At 36.3% G+C, this 22,990-nt stretch carries 18 protein-coding genes; all 18 read left to right on the forward strand.

Annotated features, from left to right (window positions below; translation table 11 throughout):
* Nucleotides 1-38 precede the first annotated feature (38 nt).
* The 18 genes from KHM83_RS10525 to KHM83_RS10610 all read left to right on the forward strand — a co-directional run bounded on the left by KHM83_RS10525 (nt 39) and on the right by KHM83_RS10610 (nt 22,902).
* The gene (locus KHM83_RS10525; protein WP_213236974.1) at nt 39-929 is read left to right on the forward strand and encodes a YidC/Oxa1 family membrane protein insertase; all 891 of its coding nucleotides are present in this window, start codon (nt 39-41) and stop codon (nt 927-929) included.
* Between the two features lie 258 nt (nt 930-1,187).
* The gene (locus tag KHM83_RS10530; RefSeq protein WP_213236975.1) at nt 1,188-2,444 is read left to right on the forward strand and encodes a methyl-accepting chemotaxis protein; all 1,257 of its coding nucleotides are present in this window, start codon (nt 1,188-1,190) and stop codon (nt 2,442-2,444) included.
* 317 nt (nt 2,445-2,761) lie between these two features.
* Nucleotides 2,762-3,217, forward strand: coding sequence for a sigma factor-like helix-turn-helix DNA-binding protein (locus tag KHM83_RS10535; RefSeq protein WP_213236976.1), 456 nt, complete (start codon nt 2,762-2,764; stop codon nt 3,215-3,217).
* Nucleotides 3,218-3,747: 530 nt separating this feature from the next.
* The gene (locus tag KHM83_RS10540; RefSeq protein WP_213236994.1) at nt 3,748-4,074 is read left to right on the forward strand and encodes an SHOCT domain-containing protein; all 327 of its coding nucleotides are present in this window, start codon (nt 3,748-3,750) and stop codon (nt 4,072-4,074) included.
* A gap of 80 nt (nt 4,075-4,154) precedes the next feature.
* Nucleotides 4,155-5,795 carry a recombinase family protein gene (locus tag KHM83_RS10545; RefSeq protein WP_213236977.1) on the forward strand — a complete coding sequence of 547 codons (1,641 nt, stop codon included), beginning with the start codon at nt 4,155-4,157 and terminating at the stop codon, nt 5,793-5,795.
* Nucleotides 5,759-6,730: a recombinase family protein gene (locus KHM83_RS10550; RefSeq protein ID WP_246543025.1), complete on the forward strand. Its 972-nt coding sequence runs from the start codon at nt 5,759-5,761 to the stop codon at nt 6,728-6,730. The genes KHM83_RS10545 and KHM83_RS10550 overlap by 37 nt, the downstream gene beginning before the upstream one ends.
* On the forward strand, nt 6,669-8,333 hold the full coding sequence (locus KHM83_RS10555; RefSeq protein WP_425513871.1) for a recombinase family protein: 1,665 nt from the start codon (nt 6,669-6,671) through the stop codon (nt 8,331-8,333). Before KHM83_RS10550 ends, KHM83_RS10555 begins: the two co-directional genes overlap by 62 nt.
* 233 nt (nt 8,334-8,566) lie before the next feature.
* Nucleotides 8,567-8,863 (forward strand): resolvase, encoded by a 297-nt coding sequence (locus KHM83_RS10560; protein WP_246543026.1) that lies wholly within the window; start codon nt 8,567-8,569, stop codon nt 8,861-8,863.
* Nucleotides 8,864-8,965: 102 nt separating this feature from the next.
* Nucleotides 8,966-9,211, forward strand: coding sequence for a single-stranded DNA-binding protein (locus KHM83_RS10565; RefSeq protein ID WP_213236979.1), 246 nt, complete (start codon nt 8,966-8,968; stop codon nt 9,209-9,211).
* Nucleotides 9,208-11,244 (forward strand): ATP-dependent nuclease, encoded by a 2,037-nt coding sequence (locus tag KHM83_RS10570; protein ID WP_213236980.1) that lies wholly within the window; start codon nt 9,208-9,210, stop codon nt 11,242-11,244. Before KHM83_RS10565 ends, KHM83_RS10570 begins: the two co-directional genes overlap by 4 nt.
* A gap of 23 nt (nt 11,245-11,267) precedes the next feature.
* Complete coding sequence (locus KHM83_RS10575) at nt 11,268-12,962, forward strand: UvrD-helicase domain-containing protein (RefSeq protein ID WP_213236981.1); 1,695 nt, start codon at nt 11,268-11,270, stop codon at nt 12,960-12,962.
* A gap of 113 nt (nt 12,963-13,075) precedes the next feature.
* Complete coding sequence (qatA, locus tag KHM83_RS10580) at nt 13,076-15,013, forward strand: Qat anti-phage system ATPase QatA (protein WP_213236982.1); 1,938 nt, start codon at nt 13,076-13,078, stop codon at nt 15,011-15,013.
* 4 nt (nt 15,014-15,017) lie between these two features.
* Complete coding sequence (qatB, locus tag KHM83_RS10585; protein ID WP_213236983.1) at nt 15,018-15,830, forward strand: Qat anti-phage system associated protein QatB; 813 nt, start codon at nt 15,018-15,020, stop codon at nt 15,828-15,830.
* Nucleotides 15,831-15,834: 4 nt separating this feature from the next.
* Nucleotides 15,835-17,196, forward strand: a complete 1,362-nt coding sequence (qatC, locus tag KHM83_RS10590) for a Qat anti-phage system QueC-like protein QatC (RefSeq protein WP_213236984.1) — start codon at nt 15,835-15,837, stop codon at nt 17,194-17,196.
* On the forward strand, nt 17,196-17,927 hold the full coding sequence (gene qatD / locus KHM83_RS10595) for a Qat anti-phage system TatD family nuclease QatD (protein ID WP_213236985.1): 732 nt from the start codon (nt 17,196-17,198) through the stop codon (nt 17,925-17,927). Before qatC ends, qatD begins: the two co-directional genes overlap by 1 nt.
* A 110-nt stretch (nt 17,928-18,037) precedes the next feature.
* Nucleotides 18,038-21,127, forward strand: a complete 3,090-nt coding sequence (locus KHM83_RS10600; protein ID WP_213236986.1) for a sacsin N-terminal ATP-binding-like domain-containing protein — start codon at nt 18,038-18,040, stop codon at nt 21,125-21,127.
* 3 nt (nt 21,128-21,130) lie between these two features.
* Nucleotides 21,131-22,048, forward strand: coding sequence for a hypothetical protein (locus KHM83_RS10605; protein WP_213236987.1), 918 nt, complete (start codon nt 21,131-21,133; stop codon nt 22,046-22,048).
* A 425-nt stretch (nt 22,049-22,473) separates the two neighbouring features.
* Nucleotides 22,474-22,902: a ParB/RepB/Spo0J family partition protein gene (locus KHM83_RS10610; RefSeq protein WP_343213143.1), complete on the forward strand. Its 429-nt coding sequence runs from the start codon at nt 22,474-22,476 to the stop codon at nt 22,900-22,902.
* Nucleotides 22,903-22,990 lie beyond the last annotated feature (88 nt).

Raw genomic sequence — 22,990 nt, forward strand, 5'->3', positions numbered from 1 at the left:
ACTAAAATACATTTTTTAGGAAGGAGATAAAAGCTATTATGCTAGACTTTATTTCTATCCCAATGGGATTTATCTTGAAGTTTATATATGATAACATTGCATTTCAAAACTATGGGATAGCAATCGTACTCTTCACTGTAGGAGTGAAAACACTGTTGCTACCTCTGACAATAAAGCAGGTAAAATCTACTTCGAAAATGAGTGCGCTTCAGTCGCATGTGCAGGAAATACAAAAGAAATACAGTAATGATAAAGAAAAGCAAAGTGCAGAAATGATAAAGCTATATCAAAAAAATAAAGTAAACCCGGCAGGAGGTTGTCTTCCAATTTTGATTCAGATGCCTATACTATTTTCTCTATATTATGTGATTTCTGAGCCTTTAAAGTATATGATGGGAAAATCTGCTGAGTCAATTAATCAGATTTATGCTCTGATACCATCCGGAGCGGAGAATATGGGGAATATAAAAGATTTGAATATAATCAATTATTTTAGTAGCAATCCAGAGCAACTTTCAAATGTATCATACCTGTTAAAAGCAGAGGAACTACTTAATATGAATTTTTTTGGTGTTAATTTAGGGGTTGTTCCTAGTTGGATTCCTTCAAATTATTTTGCCCCCGGCACAGATTTAGATGCGTATCTACTACTTTTGATCCCTTTAATGTCGGGATTAACTTCTTATATTTCTGTGAGATATTCGATGAAAGACAATCTGAAAGCAAGTGATAATAAGCTACAAGCCTCTATGCAAAATAACATGATTTTTCTTTCACCTATCATGAGCGGGATTATAACTTTTACTGTGCCAGCCGGACTGGGGCTATATTGGATAACAGGGAATATATACCAAATTCTTCAACAAGTATTTATTGATATTTTTGTATTTGAAAAATACGGTTTAAGTAGTTTGAAAAAGAAAATATGATGCTGAAATGCAAAATCAGTTTTAAAAAAAAATAATAAGCTCAATGGTATTAATGACAGCAAGCTAAATTAAATTCCTTGATATGATAATTGAGTTTCTACAAGCATTAGGAGCTATGAAATATGAATATTATCGAAAATAAAAAAAGCAAATGGATAATTACAATTGATACAAATCTCCAGTTTGAGATTTCGAAGAACCTAGAGAAAAACTTTAAGGACTTATCTAGTAAAATTTAATTTGAAGGGGAAGAGAATTATGATTAGAAAAATTAAAAATTATAATTTAATTGCTATTATTTTTGTTACATTATGCATTACAAGTATTTTCATCGGAACGATTTCTTGGCTTTTAAGTAAGAATATTGTTTTTTTATTCTCTTTAACATTAATAGGCATCTTGTTGTCATGTGTTGTGAGCTTTTTTATAAATCAATCGCTAAATACCTTATTTACAAGATTTGATGATGAAATGAATATTATAAAAAACGGAGATTTTTCACATATTTTAAAGTCACGGTCTTATGGCTCATTAGGGAAAATTTCTAACTCGGTAAATAGTATAATCGAAGAAATTAGGTTATTAGTATTAGATTTTTCAATGCTTTCAATATCAATTACTGACATTTCAAAGATTTTAAAGAATAAAACAACAGAAAATCTTATATCAACAGAGCAAATTTCTACTGCGGTAGATGAAATAACAAAAGGTGCTATAAATCAAGCCAATGTTGTAAAAGTAGGCCTTGATAAAACAGTAATGTTAAAAGAATGTATTCAAGACATATCAACTTCTCATACTGTCATGTTATCAAATAATGATGGCATAAAAAAATTGAATGTATATGGAGTTGAGATTATAAGTGAATTAGAGATTATTTCATCAAAATCAGACTTGGCACTAACGCAAATTTATAATACTACGGAAAACTTGATAACATCTACAAATATGATTTCAGATATGCTAAATTCAATCGAGGAAATTGCAAACCAAATTAATTTATTGTCGTTAAATGCTGCGATCGAGGCAGCAAGGGCAGGGGATTCAGGAAAAGGTTTTACCGTTGTTGCAGAGGAGATAAAAAAACTCGCTGATTTGAGTAAAAGCACAACTGGTGCTATTAATGGACACCTTAGTTTGATGGAAGAGCAGTCTAATAAGGCAATAGAGTCTATGGACTTTATGAAAACAATATCTAAGGAACAAAAGAGTGCAACTGATAAAACATTTAAATCTTTCCAATCTATTTCACAAGGAACTACTGAGATTGGTAGTATGTTAACTCATCAGACTGAAGCGATAAAGTATATACAGGAATACTCAAAGTCTTTCATAGAGTCAATTGAGATTCTTTCTTCAATATCGGAAGAAGCTGTTGCATCATGTGAGGAGATTTCTTCCAATACTTTATTTCAAGTTGAAGCGATTACTGAAATGGATCAAACTGCAAAAAAATTAGCAGACTTAGCATTTGACTTAAATGGGAAAATAGGAAAATATAAGCTAGATAACTAAAATAGGTGAAAATTTCCAATGGAATTTAAAATATATTTTTCAGCAAAATTAGGACGTATGTGCGAACTAAAATGAGTCTGCCCGAGATTAATAGCATGTTAGTCAGGGGTTTTTTCTTTTCAATTTTTGATGCTGATAAAAAAATCATATTAATACATTAAACCGAGACTAACAAGATGTTACTCTCGGTTTTTTTTGTACATTTCAGGAGACTAAATGAAAAATTCAATCTTTTTTAAGTTAATTATATGTCGCTCACCTCCTTATATCTGAGTTAGATTGATGTAATTGGCAAAACATGTTAAGGAGAAAATATTATGTTAATTAAAATGCGAATTCCAGATTATGAAAAAAAGTACCCAACTGCAAGTAAAGAAGTAATAAATGTCTTAAAGAGAAGTGAGAGAAAACTTAGATATTTAGAATATGACCTTAAAGTAGAGCGATTTGTTTTGGATGAAACCAAGCAAGTCGCTTTTTTTATTCCAAGCAGAGAGGATTCATTGGAAAGGTTGATCGATGCGGATGTTCAGTTTGTAGATGATGAGACAAATGTAGAAGACATGGCAATCGAGGCTGTGATGATTGCTAAGCTTAAAGAAAGCCTGGGGTTACTTAGTGCTGAAGAATTAGAAATGATTCATGCGCTGTTCTACCAAGGCTTAACAGAACGAGAATACGCTAAGAACGTTGGAATTCCTCAGAAAACCATAAATGACAGGAAAGCGAGAATACTTCGTAAGCTAAAAAAACTTTTGGAAAATCAAAAATAAATCCGCTCAACCCCTTCGCTTGTCGTGGAAGTAAGTGAGGGGGTCTTCTCATCTTCTCATTTGAACCTTGAAAAATGAATATCCGGTTTCATAAATACGTTAGCTGATGGGCCTGAAAAGGGTGAGCGACACGGGTAGATGCGCATTGACCACCTGTAAGGTCAGAACTGATCAATGCAAATGGATTTTTTCTCTTGGGAGATTTTCTGATTTTATAAATGCGGCCAACAATAAGGTGCGAGCGGGTCCGTCTGATCCATAAGCAGAGCGTTGGAACTACGGTTCCAAACAGTTCGACTGTTTTGCCATAACCTCATCAGCCTACAATGATACTTCTGTCCAGCCATAGACATCGCAATGGGGGCAGCCTGCGGAGATCCCGGAGGAGGTGAGAATCCTATGATGAGGTAAACTGACCTCAGTTTATGAAACCGCCCTTAAGTCTTGAAAAAGGCTATGCACTGGGGAAGTTGTGTCAAATACAGTGTGTGAACGAATAAAAACTGACTTAATGTCAGAAGCCATGGGGATTGCAAGAGTCTATAGACTTGCTTTCTTCTGGTGTTCGCGGATGTGGGTGTCAGGAGAAAGGCAATCCCTATTTTTGTGATATTAAGCAAAATGAAAGATTGGAGGCAAAAGATATGGTTTTTGATTTAACTAAAATCGGGGAAGAAGAAGCGAAACTTCATGGAATGACCAGAGAGCAATCCAAGGGTGAAGTTCAATATAAAATGGCACTGAAGATGTTAGACATTCTGATGAGAAGGGGCATCGTGAGCGAGGAAGAGTACGAAAAAATCGATCATTTGAACCGCCAATCCTTCTCCCCACAGCTTGCTAAGGTATATGCGTAAAAACACTTGCTATGTTCCAGCCTTTGGAGTATTGTGTGTTGCTAAGAAGGGGCACATGCCCAGAAAGGAGGAAACCACATATGGCAAAGAAAGTAACTATAATAGAACCGGTGAGACAGAATGTCATCCAAACTCTCAGACCGAAAAAACGGGTTTGTGCTTACTGCAGAGTCAGCACGGATTCCACCAAGCAGCACATATCCTACGTAGCTCAAATGGAATATTACGAAAGCTATATCGGAAAACGTGAGGACTGGGAGTTTGTCGGCATCTTTGCGGATGAAGCAAAAAGTGGAACAAAGGTTAAGAGCCGAGATGAATTCCTGCGAATGATGCGTGAATGCGAAAATGGCAATATCGATATCATCATTACGAAGTCGGTGACACGATTTGCAAGAAACACCGTGGATAGCATAGAAGCCATCCGGAAACTGAAATCCCTTGGAGTTACAGTATACTTTGAAAAAGAGAATCTCAACACCCTATCAGAGCAAAGCGAACAGATGCTGACGATTTTGAGCTCCTTGGCACAAGGGGAATCAGAGAGCATCTCGACCAACAACCGCTGGGGTATTCAGAAGAGATTCAGGGATGGCAGCTATAGGCTCAGCACAGTGGCCTATGGATATACGAAGGATGAAGATGGCGAACTGGTGATTAAAGAAGATGAGGCGGAAATAGTACGCCGAATTTACCTGGAGTATCTGGGCGGGAAAGGATCCTACGTCATCACAAGAGATTTAAACAAAGACCAAGTTCCAACCGTTAGAACTGCAGAAACTTGGAATGAAAGTACAGTGAAAGAAATTCTCCAAAATCCTATATATGAAGGTGATCTGATCTTACAGAAAACCTATACCACTGAGGTACTTCCATTCACGAAGAAACGAAATCGTGGCGAGATGCCTCAGTTTTTTATTAAGAATAACCACGAACCGATTATCACCAGAGAACAAGGACAGCTGGTTCGAGAGATTTATGAATATCGAAGAAAACAGATGGGGAATGACCACAGTGATAAATATCAAAACAGGTATGAGTTCAGCGGAAAAATCATGTGCAGTGAATGCACTGGCTCATTTAAAAGGCAAAAGATCTACATCGGTAAGCCTTACGAGAAAATCCAATGGAGCTGTACGAACCACATTAAGAACAGTGCGATGTGCCAAATGAAACCTGTTCGTGAGGATATCATAAAAGATGCCTACCTGACGATGTGGAACAAACTGGTCAGCAATTATGGGTACATACTCATCCCGATGCTGGACTCCCTTAAGAATCTTCGAATCAATAAGGAACAAGAAACTGAAATTGAAGAATTAAACCATAAGATCATGGAACTGACTGAGCAGAGCCATATCCTGAGCCGAGTAGTGCAAAAGGGATATGTGGACTCTGTTCTTTTTATACAGAAACAAAATGCACTGAATGTTGAACTTGAAGAAACGAAGAGAAAAAGGAACAGCCTTCTGGATTCCAATGGGTTCGAAAAGGAGATCGCTGGTACTCAAAGACTGCTTGAAATCATCCGGTATAACCCAGTGATTATGGAGGACTATGATGAAAGCCTCTTTAGCCATACAGTGGAGCAGGTGATTATCGGTCAAAAGAATACAATAACCTTCAAACTGATTAATGGACTGGAGCTGATAGAGAAGGCAGGAACAGGTGGTGAGCAGGAATCATGCAAAGACATATGCCTATGGGATACAAGATGGTGAATGGAGCAGTTGAAATACAAGAGGAACATGCAAAAACCGTAAAATCAATTTTTACAGATTACATCGCTGGGAAATCTATGTTTGCCATCGCAAAAGACCTGACCGCAACAGGCGTACTAAATGCCAACAAGAAGCCGAATTGGAATCATGGTTCAGTGGGGAAGATCCTGCAGAACATCAGGTATCAAGGGGACGAATTATATCCAAGACTTATTGATGACGAGTCATTTAAAAAGGCACAGGAGCGAAGGGTAAGAGTAGAGAAAAAGCTCAGTAGAACACAGCAAGTACAAGCTCTTCGAAATCAAACGGTTTTCAGCGGTATGATCCGATGCGGCGAATGTGGTGAAAACTACAAGAAGTACATCGAGCACGCTGGAAAGCCTTCTGAAAAAGTCAAATGGAAATGCAAACATTATATCTACCAAAACCGAGTTTTATGCAAAAACCATTTCTTCACCGATGAGGATTTGAAAGAGATTTTTATAGAAGCCACCAATCAACTATTAAGGAAAAGGTGGCTGATCGAAAAAATCAAACCGCAAGAACCGCCGAAGATGAGCTTAGATTTAAGAGAGACAGAAAATCGGATTAAGGAACTGGAGCTAGAAGGTGAGTACTCGAATCCGGAGCTGCCAGAACTGATAATCAGAAGAGCGCAGCTCTACTATGCAGGGGCTAAAGTATATGATCAATCAAGAAATGCTGAGAAGTTGAAAGAAGCTCTTGCGGAAAACATCACCTTGACGAAATTTGACGAGGAACTGTTCAAAACGATTATTAAGCAAATGACCATTTATAAAGAAACCAAGATAGCGGTTGAATTTATAGGTGGCATCATCGTAGAACGACCCATAGAAACCCAAAGAAAGGATGGTAACCATGGCAGTAGCAAAAAAGACGGTAGCAATCATACCGCCTCAAATGAAATATGATAGGCATGTGAGAGTAGAACAGAAAACACTAAGGGTAGCCGCTTATTGCAGAGTCAGTACGCTTCTTGAACAGCAGGAAGGCAGTTATGAAGCACAGGTCGATTATTATACAGAAAAAATCAATAGCAACCCCAACTGGAAGTGTGCCGGAATATTCGCTGATGATGGCAAAAGTGCCACACAGACAAAGAAACGTGACGATTTCAATGCCATGATCGATGCATGCATGGCTGGAAAAGTGGATCTGGTACTGACAAAATCGGTCAGCCGATTCGCTAGAAACACAGTCGATGCCCTGCAATGCATACGAAAGCTTAAAGAAAAAAATGTGTCGGTAATCTTCGAAAAAGAAGGCGTCAACACCATGGAAAGCGGTGGCGAACTCCTGATTACGATCCTAAGCAGTCAGGCTCAGGAGGAAAGCCGGAATATCAGCGAGAATACAAGGTGGGGCTTAACCAGAAGATTTGAAAACGGCATCATATCGGTAAACCATAAGAAGTTTCTCGGCTACACCAAAGATGCCGATGGTAACCTCATCATCGTCCCGGATGAAGCGGTGATTGTTAAACGGATTTTCAGAGAGTATCTGGAAGGGAAAAGCATTATACAGATTGCCAAAGGGCTACAGGATGACGGCATAAAGACCGTGACAGGACTCGAAAACTGGCATCCTGGCACCATCGATAAGATGCTTTCAAACGAGAAGTTCTGCGGAGATGCTTGCATGCAAAAAACCTACACCATCGACTTCCTCACGAAGAAGAAGGTCAAGAACCAAGGGTATGCGCCGCAGTACTATATCGAAGACAACCATGAGGCGATTATTCCGAAAGAGCTGTTTCACCAAGTACAGGTTGAAAAAGCCAGAAGAGCAAGTCTCAACAAAGCTGCAGTAACAAGAAAGGCGAATAAGGCCAAGAAAGAAAAGAGCAAATACAGCTCAAAATATGTGCTGACGGAACTCTTGACTTGCGGAGAATGTGGACACTCGTATCGAAGACAGACATGGTCCAAATACGGTCAAAAGTCAGCAGTATGGCGCTGCGAGGATAGATTGAAACAGGGGACAAGCTCCAAATGTCATCACTCTCCAACTCTGAAAGAAGAACAACTGCATGATGCAATCATGAAGGCAATCAATAATGTGGTCGAAAATAACGGCGATTTTATCGGAACCTTTAGAGAGAATGTGATCCGAGTCATCGGTAACTATAGCACCAAAGGGGTTACAACGGAATACGATGACCAGATCGATGCCTTGCAAAAACAGATGCTGTCGCTCATCGAAGATAACGCACGACAAGGCGCTGTCAGCGAAGAGTTTGATGAAGCATACAGAAAGTTATCCGAGCAGATAAACGAGCTAAAACAGGCGAAAATACAGCTTGTAAGGGCACGGAAGCAAGCTGAGAACTATGCTGAAAGAATAGATGAACTGGACAAGGCAATCAAGGCTGTAAACCCAGAGGTAAGAGGGTTTGATCAAGAACTTGTGAAAAGACTGATCTACAGCATCAAGGTCAATAAGGGCATGAAAATAACCATACAGTTTCACTCTGGGATTGTAATGACTGAGAGTGTGGACTATTACGAAGACTAATAAATAGGAATAACAGAAAAGGAACAATGGCCGTGGCTGAATAAGTAGCTGCGGTTTTTCTGTTTGGATGGGCTAAGTCTGTGAAACTAAACCGCTGTCCAAACAACACTATGAATGGAGAAATGACGATGACGCGAGATGAACTATATGAACTGATGGAAGACGGTAACCTTGGATATGTCTGTGTTTTTAATAGAGAAGATCATTGAACGCATACAGATTATATGTTCAAGATGACAGCAGAAAACATTGCCAATTTCATTGGGAAGAATGCTTATACAGCGGATAAGATCATCATGACGGATATGTGTGACAACTTGATTTGTGAGTCTGTATTTGGTGGATTTCTTATGAATTGCCCGGATCAGAATTTGTGCCGAGAGATTATTCCACACCTTGCTCCAATACAGATGGAAGAGGCAGAACCTAAAGACATAGCAGTAGCAACCAGAGAAGAAATGGAGCAGCTCTGGTCTGAAGAAGAAGAGACTGTGATGCAGGTAGAATTCAGGATGTTGTGGATGGTATAATTTCCAAATATTTGGTCAAATCTTCTTGTGAAAATCTTCTCATAGGGGTACAATTAACATAACAATGTTGTTGATATTGTTATCCGTGTGGGAGGTAAGAAAATGCCAACTGTGAATGAATTATTAGATAAAGCAAAGGCTGAATTATCAAATCTATTATCCGGGGAAATATTCCTTTTAAGAGATCTGTTCAAGGGATACGAATGGAACCGGATTTCTAGAAGTGATCGATTGCTCCTTGGTACCTTATTTCTCAACTATATAAAGACAGATGATATAGGGGTTGTACCGATAGAAAAGACTTCGTCGGGGCAGCAGAGATATAAAACACAAGGGGGATCATTATGAAATTACAAAAGATAATAATTAGCAATTATAGATGCTTTGGGAAGACACCTACTACTATCTTAATTGACGACTTAACCGGATTGATTGGACATAATAGTAGTGGAAAAACTGCGTTAATTACATCTTTAATAAAGATGTTTGGTGATAAAGCAACAGATAGAAATATTGAACGAGCTGATTTTCACATCCCTGTTAGTCAGAACCCCGAAAGTATAAATGAAAATGAAATGTTCATAGAAGCTTACTTTACATTTGATAATTCTCTAATGAAAGAAGATGCTCTTGACGTTCCAGTATTTTTCAAGCACTTCGTTATCGATGCACCACAAGGAAAACCGTTTTTAAGAGTTAGACTTGATGCAATGTGGAAAAAAAGTACAAACCCAGATGGCGTTGTGGAGAGCAAAATTAGCTATATAACAACAGGATCATCAGAGTTCGAAGAATCTGATTGTCATAAAGCGAATCGCCAAGAGTTAGAGCGAATCAAAATCGTTTACATCCCTGCAATTAGACAACCAAATGAGCAACTTAAGAATGTATCTGGTTCGATAATGTACCGGTTGTTAAATAGTATCAAATGGTCAGACAAATCAAAAACAAAAATCATTGAGAGAACGGAATTAGTAGAACAGGCATTTCTAGAAGAAGAATCAATACTCTTGTTAGCTGACTCATTAGATACTCAATGGAATGAGTACCATAAAGACCAAAGATATTCTAATGCAAAAATTAAATTTAATAGCTCAGATCTAGAAACTATATTGAAAAAGGTAGAGGTTACTTTTTCACCAACTCAAACTGCGAGAAGCTTTAAAACTGAAGAACTAGGGGATGGACTACGATCATTATTCTATCTCTCTATTGTTGATACAATGCTTGATATTGAAGAAAAAATCATGGAAGAAATAGTGTCAAAAGGAGCATCAAAGCATTTTGATCTTTTACCTCCGATATTAACTATTGTAGCCGTAGAAGAACCCGAAAACCATATATCGCCTCAAATTCTAGGAAGAGTAATCGAAAGGCTGAAAACTATCTCAGCAAAGGCAAATTCTCAATCGGTGGTAACTTCTCATTCACCATCAATTATTAAAAGAATAGATCCTACTAACATAAGATACTTCAGAACTTGTAAGATTAATGAATGCTCTGAAATAAGAGCATTAACATTACCGAATGAAGAAAAGGAGGCAAGTCAATTCAAATATATCAAAGAAGCCGTAACTGCCTATCCTGAATTGTATTTTGCGAAATTAGTTGTTTTAGGTGAAGGTGATAGTGAGGAAATAATACTAAAGAAAATGTTAGAACTGAAAAATACTAGAATTGATACTACGGAAATTTCTGTAGTTCCGTTAGGCGGGCGACATGTAAATCATTTCTGGAGATTGTTGAGTGATTTAAATATACCGTTTATAACTCTACTTGACCTCGACAAAGAACGCGATGGAGGAGGTTGGGGGCGAATTAAATATTCAATTCAGCAACTAATTGAAAATGGCAAGAATCGAGATAAACTCTTAGATACTACCGATGGGGTTTTAAGCGAAGATGAATTTAATGATATGCATACATGGACAAGTTATGAAGATATCGACGGTTGGATCGAAATGTTAGAAAAGTATGATGTATATTTTTCAACACCGCTAGATATTGATTTTGCAATGTTGACAAAATTTAAAGAAAAATATGTGGCTACGTTAGCTAGTAGTGAAGGTCCTTATATTAAAGGGTATGGCAAAATTCACAAACCCGATATTGAAGACGGTGATTCAAAAGAATATGAGGACTTGTTAGAAAAGAGAATACAATCCGATTTGCGTGCGACATTGAAAAATGAAGGCGGCGATGGAGCTACTTATAGTGAAGTAGAAAAGGAACTAATGATCTGGTATAATTACTTCTTTTTAAATAGAGGGAAACCTACTACTCATCGTGTCTTGTTTACGGAAAATGAGGATATAATATTTGAAGACTTCCCGGATTGCTTACAAAAGTTTGTAAATGAGATTATCACAAAATCAAACTAGTGTTATATATAGGGGTGAATGCAATGCAATGGAAAAATTGTAATGAGTGGATGCCTACAGATGGCTTTATTCTAGAAGATGCAGCAATGCTTGTTGCTACTTCTAATACGAATAAACTAGTAATGGCAGGTCCTGGTTCAGGAAAAACAGAACTATTGGCACAAAGAGCTAGTTTTTTGTTGGAAACCAACTCATGTATAAATCCCCAAAAGATACTTGCTATAAGTTTCAAGAAGGATGCTGCTCTTAATCTAAAAGACCGTGTTGAGAAAAGATGTGGTAAAGAATTAGTTTCAAGATTTGATTCTATGACATTTGATGCATTTGCAAAATCGCTGCTAGATCGTTTTATGAATGGATTGCCTACTAATATTAGGCCCAATAAAAACTATGATATAGGCCAAAACAGTGAAAACAATGGGGGAAGTATCCTATCTTTTTTAGCTATTTCGAAGTTAGCTACTGAAATTATCAGAACAAATCCTATGATAAAAAAGTCATTACAATTAACGTATAGCCATATTTTTTTGGATGAGTTTCAAGATACTACCTCAGTACAATATGAGCTTATTAAAGCTTGTTTTCTAGACTCTAAAGCTGTATTTACTGCTGTAGGTGATAGTAAACAACGGATTATGCTTTGGGCAGGTGCAAGGAAGACCGTGTTTGACGATTATTTAAGTGATTTCAAGGCTACAAAAGATATATTATTAATGAATCATAGGTCAGCACCACGTCTTGTAGAAATACAAAAAGCAATGTATGCGAATTTAAATGAGAAAGAAACTGATATTCACCCTTCTCCTAAATGGGACAATCAAATGGGCGAAGCTTACCTGAGGTTTTTTGATGATGAATACGCCGAAACGGATGTTTTATGCAATGAAATAGCCGATTTGATTAAAAATGGTATCAAGCCCAGTGATATCTGTATTCTTGTTAAACAAACTGTGGATGCTTACAGTGAAAATATAATTAAAAGACTTGAGATTAGTGGTATTAGGGCACGAAATGAAACTGTCTATCAAGATTTGCTGAAGGAAGAAATTGTTAAGATTCTGGCTTTGATTTTTATCCTTACTGTGCCAAAATCAAATCCTCATGCATGGAGGTACATAAATAATTTCTTTTGTGAAATTGAATCTTTGGATGAAAATTCAAAAGCAGAAGAGTTTGTTCGTATTGAAAACGAGTTGAGCGAAATGATTTTGACATTCTCCAAAAATATTGATGATATTACTGATGTGGAGATCTTTAATCAAAATATCGATATCATTCTGGATAAATTATCGTATGACAGGCTTGCTGCAATGTTCCCGGAGTTTAAGAACAAAGCTTATTATTTGAAGATAATATCTGATTTTAAGAGGTTGCTGTGGATGGAGTACTTGGTTTCAAATGATTGGAAAGTTGCTGTTGATAATTTTATGGGTGAAAACTCGATTCCAATTATGACAATTCATAAAAGTAAAGGATTAGAATATCATTCAGTATTTTTTATTGGACTAGAAGACTCTGCCTTTTGGAATTTCAAAAATCAGCCAGATGAAGATAAGTGTACATTTTTCGTAGCCCTATCAAGAGCTAAAGAACGTGTAGATTTTACATTTTGTAGTTCTAGAAAAACAAGGTTTACTGATAAACAAAGCAATAAAAAAATAAATGAGCTTTATGAAATGTTGGCAAAAACGGGTTTGGTTGAAGAAATTTGCCACTAACAAATTAGTTGATATACTTACGGTTCATAGCAATCAAGTAAGAAGTATTTGCAAATAACTTATGTGATTTATATTGCATGATATAAAACTCTACATGGCAGGGGGGGATCAAGATGATATTATCCGATAACGAAACAAAAGTTGATATGATAAACAATCGGGCCATAGCTAAGACGATTGTTGAACTTATTATCGAAAGTAAAGATAAACCGATATCAATTGGTATTCATGGGGATTGGGGCGCTGGAAAATCAAGTGTACTCGAAATGGTCGAAGACGAATTTCAAGGAAAAGAAAATACAGAATGCATTAAATTTAATGGGTGGAAGCACCAAGGTTTTGAAGATGCAAAAATAGCACTTATGAGTGCAATCGTTTCTGAGCTTGTCGCGAAGAGAAATCTAAAGAGTAAATGTAGTGATGCGGTAAAAAAGGTTTGGAAAAACATCAATTGGTTGAATGTCGCAAAAGGTGCTGGCAGTTTTGCCATAACAGCTGCTACCGGTGTACCGCCAATAGGTCTATTGACTGGCATAATTGACAATCTGAAAGGCGACCTTGCTGATGCTGAAAAAGTTAATTGCACAATTGATACGGTAGGTCAGTACTTAAAGGATTCTAAGGTTTTTGAAGACACATCTACAACGAAAGAATTTACAGAGTTTCAAGAAGCATTTTCTGATCTGTTAAAAAAATCAGAAATTGAAAAATTGGTTATTCTCATAGACGATTTAGATCGTTGCTTGCCGGAAGTAACAATACAGACTTTAGAGGCTGTTAGATTATTTATGTTTTCAAATTCAACAGCCTTTGTAATAGCTGCTGATGAATCAATGATAGAGTACGCCGTAAAGAAGCATTTCCCAGAAGCTTATGACAATAACTTAAGTAAAGAATTCTCAAAACGTTATCTGGAGAAATTAATTCAGGTACCTTTTAGACTCCCTGCTTTGGGGGAAATTGAATCTAAAATGTATATCACATTATTATTGATTGGCTCAAAACTAAGTGAAGACAATGAGTCATTTAACAAAGTCCTAGAAACTGCTGTTGAAAGAATGAAAAAGCCATGGAAAAACCAAGGCCTTACTGTCGGTGATTTGCATGAAATTCTATCTGAAGGTTACGGTGAAGTCGCAAATGAAATTGCTGTATCAACTCAGATTGCACCTATATTAGCAAAAGATACAAGTGGAAATCCAAGAAAAATAAAACGATTCATTAACATGCTATTGTTGAGGTATAAAATCGCAGTAGCAAGAGGGTTTGGCGATGAGATTAAGTTGCCGATTCTTGCGAAAATGATGCTGATTGAGTACTTCATGGCCGAAATATATCAAGATATTGCATATGAAACATCAGAAGATGGGAAGTGTAGACCACTTGATGAATTAGAAAAGTATTTGAAAGGTGAAATTGAGACTGCGAAAGCTACAGCATCGGAAGTAGAAAGTATAGATGCAAAACAGAAATCAACAGAAAGTAAACTAGAAAAAAAAATCCATTTGAGCGAAAAGTGTAAAGAATGGTCATCAAATGAACCTCTGTGTGATTGGGCACGATCAGAACCTTCTTTGGGTGGAGAAGACTTAAGACCGTATTATTTCGCAAGTAAAGAGAAAAAAGACTATTTCTTCAGCCAAATCAAGTCTGAAAAACTACGTTTCATCATTGATGGCTTATGTTCCTCGGCATACTTCATCGCAAGTATAAATGACAAAATCGCCGGATTGACATCTGAAGAGGCTAAATACGTATTTGATATTTTGTCTCAAAAGATTCTAGGGCAGGGTGATGGTTCTAAAAAGCCTGACGGAATTGATGGAGTTATTGCCTTAGTGAAGCTTCATAAAGAACTTCAAAGTGAATTAATCAGCTTGATTTCCTCCTTCGATATGGAGCATGTAGGAGTTTGGATATGCAGCGGATGGGATAAATGCATTGTTGATGAAGCAGAAAAGCAGAAGCTAAATGCATATTATGCGATATTGTCACAAAAAGGAAGCCCGTTTGTAAAAGCTGCCTTAAACACGGTTAAAAAGAGAGGTTAAAAGAATGGGTACATCGACAAGGAACCAAGGGCAAAATGGGAAGACACCTTTAGTGCCATCTTGGCTAGATGATAATTCGGGCATTATAGATAATGGAGAAAACAACAATAGCAATAATGCTGTGCCAGCTCAAGCTGATCCTGATAGATTCCGAGTTCCAAGAGGTGAATTTACAAGATTCGTGAATTCTGGAGGAAGAAACGGTGGAAATCTAGGTAAGTCAGTTTCAAATTACGTGAGACAATCATTAGGTGGGGCACATAGTGCCACTACTAGATTAGGTGCTTCAAGAAGCAGTAGCGCACGTTTGATGTCAGTCGTCGGGACTATGGTGAGCAGGGGTGTTGAAGCTGCCAGCAGGAAATTCGGACTTGGAGAATTAATTGGTAAAAATGCTGGTGATGTATTCTTGCAAATCATGGATTTCGTTTGTCCTGATGGCGGTTCTACAGATGAAGGTATCGCGAGATGTTCATACATTGAAACTATTGAATCAATGCCAGAGTTAAGTGATGTCCCAATTGAGAATATTTCCGAAGAGCAGTTTTTGGTTTTTACCGAAACATATATGGCGAAAGTTATAGAAGAAAGATTGCTTAATGATATTGGAAATAAAATAATTTCTCTTCCGGATGATATTGGAACTGTTCAAGTCATTCAAGATCAATTAAGTGAATACATATTTGGATCTGTTTCTGACGCAGTGACTCAGTTAAATGTTGATATAAAAAACATTAATAGTTCACAAACGAGGTCTATTGTAGATTCTGTGTATGAGAAGGCATATACGATATTAGAATCATTAAGTGAGGAATAAGGATATGAATAGATTTAAGTTAATAGGAAGTTATGAGGAATTTGATATCCGCACAATTAGCGAAATGGATTCAGAAATCGTTTATATTCCGCTGATTACAGAGCAAGGTATATTGAGATATGGTGTCAGCAAAGTTGTTGACAAGATGTTGGGTTATGGAATATGTCCAACTGAAAATGGGATTGATGTGATGGCAATAGCTACCATGGTTTATTTGGCTGACACTCGTATTTCAAGAGCTAAAACATCGCAAGATTCTTGGACTAGAGAAATTACTATTCAAATTCCTGTTATCGATGTTGCTAAATGGGATAGTGTTCGCAATGACTTAATAAGAATGCTCAACTTTTTGACCGGTGACAAATGGAATTTCTGTTTTGAAAAACGAAATTTCGAGTTTGATGATCTGCAATCGAAAATTAAAGAAAAAACAGAATTTGAAGTTGTATCGCTGTTTTCTGGTGGGATGGACAGCTTAATAAGTACGATAAACTATTTGGAAGAAAATAAGAAACTACTATTAATTAGCCATGCTGGAGATGGACATACCAAAAGTGCACAGAAAGAAATTCTAGAGGTACTGGAAGATAAGTATGAAAATATTAAGCCAGTACAATTAGATTTGTGGATGGTCTTTGAGAAGGATATTATTCCCAGCGGATTTACAGATAATACCACTCGTAGTCGCTCGTTCCTATTTATTGCTCTAGGTATTTTCGCATTGTCAGGGCTGCCAGAAGTGCAGAAGTTGGAGGTGCCTGAGAATGGATTGATTGCGCTAAATGTTCCTCTGGATAACCTGCGAGTAGGTTCGCATAGCACAAGAACCACACATCCATTTTATTTAATGATGTGGAATAGAATATTGGACACTTTAGGGTTTTCGATAAGTGTTGAAAACAACTATTGGGATAGAACAAAAGGTGAAATGGCAAGTGAATGCAAAGATAAAGATTTGCTCCTTGAGCTGATGAAACAATCTGTATCATGTTCATCTCCCGGGAAAGCAAGGTGGGCTGGTTTGCCACCACAACACTGTGGTTTCTGTGTTCCTTGTCTAATAAGAAGAGCAGCGATGTTAAAAGCATTTGGATTTGGAAATGATAGCACTGAATATACGAAGCAGAGTGTAACTGAGCTTCGCATCAATCATAATATGGGCATGGGGATTCAATTGAGATCCTTTGAATATGCGATAGAGAGAATTCAAAAGAATCCTGAAATTGCAAAACTGTTAATTCATAAACCTGGACCATTACCGAATAATCAAGAATATCTTAATGGTCTTGCAGATGTGTATCGTAGAGGTTTGAATGAGGTTGGCGATTTTATTCATACGTCACTTAGTAACGAGGTGACTAAATAATGCTATACGACATGCACTGCCATTTGGATCTAATGCCTAAAATGAAAGGAATCATACATGAATCCGTAGGCACAAACTTTGGAATAATGGCTGTTACAACAACACCTCAGGCGTATACTCAGGAAGTTGATTTTTGCAAAAACGCCCCCAATATTAAAGTCGCAGTCGGATTACACCCACAATTGATTGAAGATAGGCACAACGAGCTTTCTATAGTATTATTCTATCTTCAAAAGGCAAAGTATATTGGAGAAATAGGTCTTGATTTTAACCGTGAATATGTGAGTTCAAAGGCAAAACAAATTGAAGTCTTTAGTTCTATTACAAAAGAATGTAGCAAAATCGGTGGGAAAGTACTTTCTATACACAGTGTTAAGGCTGCTGCGGCTGTGATCGATATTTTAAGTTTGCATAGAACAACGGAAAATAACATTTGTATCTTACATTGGTTTACCGGTAACGAGTCTGATCTTAAGAGGGCTATTGACTTGGGATGTTATTTTTCCATCAACAGCAAAATGCTTAGTACATCAGGTGGGAAGAGAGTAATTCAATCTGTTCCTGAAGATAGAATTCTCGTTGAGACTGATGCTCCTTTTATTAAAGAAATAAGCCATTATCAAGAAATTTATATAGCGTTGAGGCAAGTAATAAAAGGAATGTCAGAATTGAAGTGCAAAGATTTGTACGATGTAATTTGCCAAAATTCAGAGAATGTGATTAACGGTTGACTTTAAAATAGGATGCTACTTATTGTCTTGAAAGTGTTCTCCTTGTGGAATACTTCCTGCAAGAGTAAAATTATAGCAATTGTTTATTTTTCTATTGGGAGGTATGAAGCTTGTCGTATACAGATTTGATAGATAAAGCAGATAAAAAATCACGAAGCACGTCTATAGCAATCAAAATTAGAGATATGATGAAGAACTTAAGACTAAGTAGTAATGAAGAGTCATCAAGGCGATGGATCTGGGAGTTGCTACAAAATGCAAAAGATGTTTCGCATTTAAATTCGAAAACCAAGGTGCAAGTTCACTTAGATATAACTAGAAATTTATTGAGATTTAGTCACAATGGAAAGCCTTTTACCGCAGAAAATATAACTTTTCTTGTTGGACAAGTATCCAGTAAGGAGCAAGTACCCTATTCTGGTGAAGGGGTGAAAGAAACTGGGAAATTTGGGACAGGTTTTTTAACGACTCATTTGTTATCAGAAATAGTTACCGTGGATGGTGTTCTAAAAGAAGATGATGAGCCTTATAAGCAATTTCGTTTAACGTTGGATAGGTCAGGGAAAGACATTGATTCTATAATTAAATCTGTAGAATCTTCTCTTGAGGAATTAAAACGAGTTGAAGTTTCACCCAATATGGATGATTATTCCGCTGAGAACTTGAATACCTCATTTACATATATGCTTAATCCAATAGGAATTGAGGTAGCGAAGAGAGGCCTTGTTGATTTAATAAATTTAATACCATATACCTTGGTTTTTGTCCCGAATATTGAGAGTGTTGTAGTTGTAAATGAAGGTATTACTTATTCTTTAGATGATAGAATTGAACAAATAACAGATAATATTTTTGTTTATACAATCGAAAAAAGTTCCAGTACTTCTAAGCAAGAACATAAAATTATCGTTGCAAAAAATGCAGATGTCAGTTTAGCTTTTGAAATTATGTATATCAATGAACAAACATTCTTAAAAGAACTTAGAGAGGATATACCAAGATTGTTTTGTGATTTTCCTCTCATTGGAACCGAAAAATTTGCATTTCCATTTATATTAAATTGCTCGAGGTTTAATCCAAATGAACCTAGAAATGGTGTATATATGACGGATAAACCAGATGAATTAGTAATCGAGAACAAAGACATTGTCAAAAGTGGATTAGAGTTATATTGTGAGGTATTAGATTTTGCATCCGCAAACAATTGGAAAAACATGCACTTATTTTTAGATAATATTAATTCTACGATCGATGAAGATTGGTTGTCGAATGTTTGGATGAAAAGTGAAATAACTACGAATATCAAAAATAAAGTATTAAATACTGAAATAGTTGACACTGAAATTGATAACCGGATTGCCATTAAAGAGAATAATAAAATACAAGTTCTTTTCCCTAATCATAGAGATAAAAATATAAGAGCAGGTTTATTTGAGCTATGTAAGAGTGTAGCTCTAAATAAACTGCCCTTGAAAAGTGAAGTGGAAAACTGGAATGGCAAAATATGGTCTGAATGCAAAATATTAGATTTCAAAATACTGACATCAATGATAGAAAACCAAGGGAATCTAGATAATTTGATGAATAGATTATCTGGTGTTGCAAATCCTATTTCGTGGCTCAATTCTTATTATCAACTGCTAAATGAAGAAACTGTATTCATCGAAGATATTGTCGCGGATAAATATTCAGTAATTCCAAATCAAAATGGAAATTTTGTTAAGCATACAGAAGTATTTATTGATTGTGAAATTGATGAAGCATTAAAAGATGTTTTGAAATTAGTAGGTGAAGATTGTAGAGAATACTTGATAAGTAATCATATAAATACCGGAGCGGGTATTAAGTATTACCACAAAGATTCGGATTATATTGTTTCAAGAATTAATGATCTCATATCAAATTGCAAACCTGAAACTAAATTCGAGGCAGCTCTAAAGCTAATTTCGATGTTTGCAATTGATGGTCAATTCCCAGCAGAAAGACAATTAATCTATGATTTTTCTAAAACGATTTTACAGGATCGTATTGGAGAAAAAAATATAATATCTAATTACTCAAAAAAAATATGGGAAAAAGCAGATCGAATTATTATTAGGAATCTTATTTCGGAAATTGCAACATACAGAAATATCGAGTCCTTTAAAGATGCAAAACATTTCCAATCTACAGATGACTGTATTAAGTGGTTACACAATTTTATTAGTTTCATATCTAAAGAATATAGCTCTTTATTAGAAGATGAGACTAATGCCATTTTACCAAATCAAAATGGCGATTTCTGTACAAAGGATAGCTTATATTTAGATGATGATAGTACAGATGAAATATTGAAGAGTATTACAGCCAAACTAGGTTATGATTTTAGAAGCGAGATGTTGGATAAGGGCATATGCCTAGATTGGCCCAAAAGAACAATTGCATTATCTGATGTAGCAGAAAAATTGACTGCGTTGGTTAGAGGTAAATGGAATGATTTATTGAAAGACAGTGTAACAAAGGAAGCTTTAAGAGATTTATACTCCTGGCTTAACGAAAACGATTATAGTGCTAACAAATTCTTTTCAGACTTATACAAATACAAGCACAGATTCTTAGATGATGCAGAGGTAATAGAGAGTATAGACAAAGCAAGGAAATATGATGAAATAATGACCAAATTTCAAATTGACGATTATGAAGAATTAGAGAATGCGCTTGAAAGAGTGACTGGGAATGATTCCGAAAACACCAATGAGAAAGTAACTCTATCTGATGAGTTGCTAGCCCAATTGGGTATTTCATCTAAAGATCAACTAGAAAATGCCTTGAGTAATGGCGTTTTGTCTGAGCACTTTATACATTTGTCTGATGGACAAAACTATAAATTTGAATTTGTACAAGATCTTATAGATAATGCGATTGAGAAGGTAATTGGAGAGTTAAAAAAAGATGATGCATATGATTTTTCTGAAATGATAGAATTAGACAAAACGGTTTTTCTAATAAAGAAGCATAAAACGGAGTTGTATTTAATAATTAGACCTTCAGATTATGGTCAGATAATTTTTTATTATGACTCAGAAAAAGATATTCTTGATTACGAAAAAGACTGGGAAATATGGGCTGCAAGTAAATGTGATGCGCCTCAAAAAATTACATTTGGGAAAATACTAAAAATTACAGGTATTAATAAAATACCACTAAAAAGGATTAGATAAATAATGATTGATATGAAAGAAGTTACAAGATTGCTTAGCGATAAGGATGCTGAGAACATAATATGCAGAGAATTTGATTTAAAACCCAAAAACATTGCACTATTTATTGCAGCCATGGCGAGTACAAAAAGTGATTATGGATATATTGTTATTGGAGCAAGCAAACACTCTGAAGGATGTCGCATTAATGGCATTAGTAGGAGTTTTAAGATAGATGGCGTGATCAAGGCTGCTTTAAAACAATTATCAATTCAACCAAGCGTTGAATTCCAGATGGGCAGTATTGATGAGAAAAATGTGTGCGTTATATGTGTAAAGCAATCAGAAAGAAATATTTTTGTAAGTAACGAAGTTTTGAAGGACACAAATCAAGTTTACTCGAATGATGTATTGCTAAGGGCCGTATTTTTAGCATGTGTCAAATTGCAAAGAAATAATCTTTTTAAAGACGTTTCAGAGGATGAAAGAAATGATTATATTAGAGATTTATTAGAGACTAGTGGATATCAAGTTAAAGATCAGACAAGGCAGGGGGTATCATCTTCAGGAAAAGCCTCTGGTGAAGTTGATATACTTATTCATGATAAGGGAATGCCTATTACGATTATTGAGGCTTTGAATTTAAGCAGTTTGGATACAAACTACCTAAATACACACTTGGATAAGATATACAAGTATGATACTTTGGGGAATCGTTTTAATTTTATATTGTCTTATGTAAATGTAAAAGATTTCGAGTCATTTTGGGCAAAATACTGCCAGCATGCTGAAAATCATGTATATCCGCATGCGTTAGTAGGTATAGATGATACTCGTGACAAAGAGTACAATTATTCAGATATAAGGCTATTGATGACTAAACACAATCGACATGGAAGAGAAACAGAATTACATCACATCTGTGTAAAGATACATAGTTGAGTTGTTTAGCTTCTATGGAAAAATGAAATTGCCTACCCGCCAAGGAACCAGTGGGTTCACACGGCATCATTTTTGTCTACTCAAGGCATGTGGAGACCGTCTGTTGTCTACAAAGGGTGAATATGTAAAAATCCTTGAATTTACGCACTTTGCAAGAGTTTTTAAGTTCACTGGGAAATCGAATTTTGGAAGAAAAAAAGAGATTTCCAATGAGATTAAAGTCTCAGTAGTTATAGAACTGGTATGAGTGGACACAAAAATATATCGTTCATAAATCGGATGATTTCAGTAAAATAAACCGTCAACAACTTCATAAGAAAAAGTCGAAAGACCGCTTGTTTTCAACATCTTTGATGTGAAAGCAGGCGGTCTTCTTTTTTTGCCAGTTTTCACATGACACCTAGAATAACAGGAGGAATGAGAAGATGAAGAAATCAAAGGAATTGTGTTCATTATGGAACAACGAACAGGAATTACAGACGGGAAACGTCAAAATCAGTGAATTGCATGAGTTTAAAGGACATCCTTTTCGGGTGGAACATGATATGCAGTTGTTTGAATTATCCAAAAGCATTGAAGAAAAGGGAATATTGGTTCCGCTGATTGTTAGACCCAATCCTGATGGAGAAGGGTATGAGATTATTGCAGGTCATAGAAGAAAAGCTGCCTGTGAATGGGCTGGTGTTGATACAGTTCCCGTCATGGTTATGCAGATGGATGATGCAGAAGCCACAATAGCCATGATCGACAGCAATCTCCAACGAGAGCATATCAGACCTAGTGAAAAGGCATTTGCTTATAAAATGAAGTTGGAGGCAATGATGTTTCTGATTTCTAGTTCTGTCATTGCCTAGCTCATAACTCTTGCCGTAGCTAGCTCGCTTATCTTGCCTCAAAAAATGCGTGTAGTGGCTGCAGTGTTACTGCAGCCCAATAATCATG

The sequence above is a fragment of the Fusibacter paucivorans genome (genome assembly GCF_018390735.1).
GTDB classification, from domain to species: Bacteria; Bacillota; Clostridia; order Peptostreptococcales; family Acidaminobacteraceae; genus Fusibacter; species Fusibacter paucivorans.

Coding starts and splice junctions, on each gene's coding strand:
- KHM83_RS10545 (WP_213236977.1), top strand. CDS start 4,155: ATGGCAAAGAAAGTAACTATAATAGAACCGGTGAGACAGAATGTCATC.
- KHM83_RS10525 (WP_213236974.1), top strand. CDS start 39: ATGCTAGACTTTATTTCTATCCCAATGGGATTTATCTTGAAGTTTATA.
- qatA (WP_213236982.1), top strand. CDS start 13,076: ATGATATTATCCGATAACGAAACAAAAGTTGATATGATAAACAATCGG.
- KHM83_RS10550 (WP_246543025.1), top strand. CDS start 5,759: ATGCAAAGACATATGCCTATGGGATACAAGATGGTGAATGGAGCAGTT.
- qatB (WP_213236983.1), top strand. CDS start 15,018: ATGGGTACATCGACAAGGAACCAAGGGCAAAATGGGAAGACACCTTTA.
- KHM83_RS10560 (WP_246543026.1), top strand. CDS start 8,567: ATGACAGCAGAAAACATTGCCAATTTCATTGGGAAGAATGCTTATACA.
- KHM83_RS10565 (WP_213236979.1), top strand. CDS start 8,966: ATGCCAACTGTGAATGAATTATTAGATAAAGCAAAGGCTGAATTATCA.
- KHM83_RS10575 (WP_213236981.1), top strand. CDS start 11,268: ATGCAATGGAAAAATTGTAATGAGTGGATGCCTACAGATGGCTTTATT.
- KHM83_RS10610 (WP_343213143.1), top strand. CDS start 22,474: ATGAAGAAATCAAAGGAATTGTGTTCATTATGGAACAACGAACAGGAA.
- KHM83_RS10555 (WP_425513871.1), top strand. CDS start 6,669: ATGGTAACCATGGCAGTAGCAAAAAAGACGGTAGCAATCATACCGCCT.
- KHM83_RS10530 (WP_213236975.1), top strand. CDS start 1,188: ATGATTAGAAAAATTAAAAATTATAATTTAATTGCTATTATTTTTGTT.
- qatD (WP_213236985.1), top strand. CDS start 17,196: ATGCTATACGACATGCACTGCCATTTGGATCTAATGCCTAAAATGAAA.
- KHM83_RS10535 (WP_213236976.1), top strand. CDS start 2,762: ATGTTAATTAAAATGCGAATTCCAGATTATGAAAAAAAGTACCCAACT.
- KHM83_RS10570 (WP_213236980.1), top strand. CDS start 9,208: ATGAAATTACAAAAGATAATAATTAGCAATTATAGATGCTTTGGGAAG.
- qatC (WP_213236984.1), top strand. CDS start 15,835: ATGAATAGATTTAAGTTAATAGGAAGTTATGAGGAATTTGATATCCGC.
- KHM83_RS10605 (WP_213236987.1), top strand. CDS start 21,131: ATGATTGATATGAAAGAAGTTACAAGATTGCTTAGCGATAAGGATGCT.